Consider the following 2,271-nt stretch of genomic DNA (forward strand, 5'->3'; position numbering starts at 1 on the left):
TTTTGGTGATTAATGATGAAATATTCAGTCCTTTGGCAGGATTAACCCCATCAGTAAATGAATGTTGGTGTTGGCAACTTAAAACGAAAGGCGTTATGTTATAACTTCAAAATAATGGGTGGCTTTGTAATACTCCCCCAAGGCTGCACCGAGGGCTGGCGGGTAAAGACAGATGAGATGCTTTAAAGGATTAAAGGATAAAAGGATAAAAGGATAAAGGGGGGCGGAGCCCATTAGCTTGTCGCTCGGTCTCGGCTTAATTTGTTTTTTATCGGTCTTAAACAGTCATGCCGCTGACATCATTATTAAAGCAACGCACAAGCTCCCTTTGTTGCGCAACCTGAGGGTATGGACTAGTGAGTGATAATATTTATTATTCGGTGCACTGGCAGTTAACGCCAGCGCAGATTGCACAATTACGGAAAAAACACATAAGGGAGTAACAAATGCTAGCCACGGCAGAACAACAACAGATAGTGCTCAATGGATGTGGGGCGCCGTTACTGCAAGCGGCCATCGATATCAACTTTGCTGCACGCTACGAGGCGCTACTCAGTGAGTTCCCTAAAGTTGAGGATTATATTTGGCCTGAGCATTACGTAAGCCTCACTCGGCAACAAGAGATGGTGACCGAGGTTAGCACGGCGGCGGGGATGCCCATGCGCTACTACAAAGCCACCGGTGGCTGGTGGGAAAGAACCAAAAAATACCCGCGCCAAGATATACGTGCAAAAATTGAGATGCGCCAATGGGTCACTTTTGGCATGCGCGTCATCCCGCCAGCGAGCCACTACGGCGGCGGCGGTAGTTTTGATGATATCTGGAATGCACTGCGGCTGCATAGGGGAGAGGTTCTTGATTACGATGCCGATATTCAAACCCCACATTCGCCTTGGTGTTACACCGAGCAAGCATATTACACCGTGCTAACCGAGGGGTTTCAACTGCTGCAAGATTTAGAGTTGCTATTACCCCAAGGCTGCACCGAGGGCTGGCGGGTAAAGACAGATGAGATGCTTTAAAGGATAAAAGGATTAAAGGATAAAAGGATAAAAGGATAAAGGGGGGCGGAGCCCATTAGCCCTAATAATGCAGTACATCATTATTAAAGCAACGCACAAGCTCCCTTTGTTGCGTAACCTGAGGGTATGAACCAATGAGTGATAATATTTATTTTTCGGTGCACTGGCAGTTAACGCCAGCGCAGATTGCACAATTAGCACAATTACGGCAAAAGTTTGAACAAACTGAATGCTTTCGGTATCTCGACGATAACTTTGGCATGGAGTCGCTTTATTTTATGGAGCGTGACAGCGATGAAGTTGACGAGCGCCTGAGCGAGTACGGTAAAACCTGCTATTGGGGTGGGGTTAAGTACCCCAATGTCAATCATTTAGTGGATCAAATCGATTTTGAAGGCTTGGTATTAGCTTGGTTGAGTGAGGTTAGGCGCACCTTAGGTGGTCGAGGTTGGGAAGTGTTACGCAATGAGAATGAGCCAGTTGCTTGGATAGAAGCAGAGCAAGCTTACTTTCATAGCGATTGGTAGCAGAACTGGGTGATAAGTGTATGAAAAGGAATTTCAGTTGATGAGTAAAGGGCAGATATTGTTGGCGTGTGTGCTGTTGGTATTCACCAGCGGCTGTCAGTTGCGCTATGTAGCCGCAACGGATAACGGCCCAGGGTATAGTGATAGCCCCATTGGTGAAAGCTGCATTGCAATCAGCTATAAAAATGGCGCTGGAGGCGGCGGATGGGGGAGTCTTGATAATTTTGCTAAAGTGTGGCATAGAAGGGCGGCAGAAATCTGCCCTATGGGATATGAATACGGTAAATTATCGATGCACGCCATCCCAAACAGTGTTTCAGTGCCCGTAGGCAATATAGGTGTAGAGGTGGCGGCTCCAAAAGGGGTAATAACTGGTTATGCGATATGCCATACTAGAGCAAACAGCAGTGAAATGGGGCAAGCAGTGCTTTACCCTGTAATCGACAATACTGATGTCGAAGGCACAGAGATTGGCCGAAAACAATCCTTACAATGCTTTAAAGAGCATATCGAAGCTGCACTATCGAGAAGAGATGCTAGAAGAAATAACATGGCCACCCATGATTAATGGCTTTATATCAAACTCTCTACTAGGCTTTGGTTACTGCTAATATTCGGTGATAATAATAACATGGCCACCCATTCTAAGTGGCTAAATATTGTACTCCTTACTAGGCTTGAGTTATTGCTCATTACTTGGTGATTAATGATGGCCAGACCTA

The 2,271-nt window shown here is 46.0% G+C and carries 3 protein-coding genes; all 3 read left to right on the top strand.

Annotation, left to right across the window (positions count from 1 at the left end; translation table 11 throughout):
• Nucleotides 1–446: 446 nt before the first annotated feature.
• Nucleotides 447–1,022 carry a hypothetical protein gene (locus tag BCU91_RS06030; RefSeq protein WP_102531107.1) on the top strand — a complete coding sequence of 192 codons (576 nt, stop codon included), beginning with the start codon at nt 447–449 and terminating at the stop codon, nt 1,020–1,022.
• 134 nt (nt 1,023–1,156) lie between these two features.
• Nucleotides 1,157–1,549, top strand: a complete 393-nt coding sequence (locus BCU91_RS06035; RefSeq protein ID WP_102436882.1) for a hypothetical protein — start codon at nt 1,157–1,159, stop codon at nt 1,547–1,549.
• Nucleotides 1,550–1,589: 40 nt separating this feature from the next.
• Nucleotides 1,590–2,117 (top strand): hypothetical protein, encoded by a 528-nt coding sequence (locus BCU91_RS06040; RefSeq protein WP_102531108.1) that lies wholly within the window; start codon nt 1,590–1,592, stop codon nt 2,115–2,117.
• The last annotated feature ends 154 nt before the right edge of the window (nt 2,118–2,271 follow it).

The sequence above is a fragment of the Shewanella sp. 10N.286.52.B9 genome (genome assembly GCF_002873635.1).
Taxonomy (GTDB): Bacteria; Pseudomonadota; Gammaproteobacteria; order Enterobacterales; family Shewanellaceae; genus Shewanella.

Coding starts and splice junctions, on each gene's coding strand:
- BCU91_RS06030 (WP_102531107.1), top strand. CDS start 447: ATGCTAGCCACGGCAGAACAACAACAGATAGTGCTCAATGGATGTGGG.
- BCU91_RS06035 (WP_102436882.1), top strand. CDS start 1,157: ATGAGTGATAATATTTATTTTTCGGTGCACTGGCAGTTAACGCCAGCG.
- BCU91_RS06040 (WP_102531108.1), top strand. CDS start 1,590: ATGAGTAAAGGGCAGATATTGTTGGCGTGTGTGCTGTTGGTATTCACC.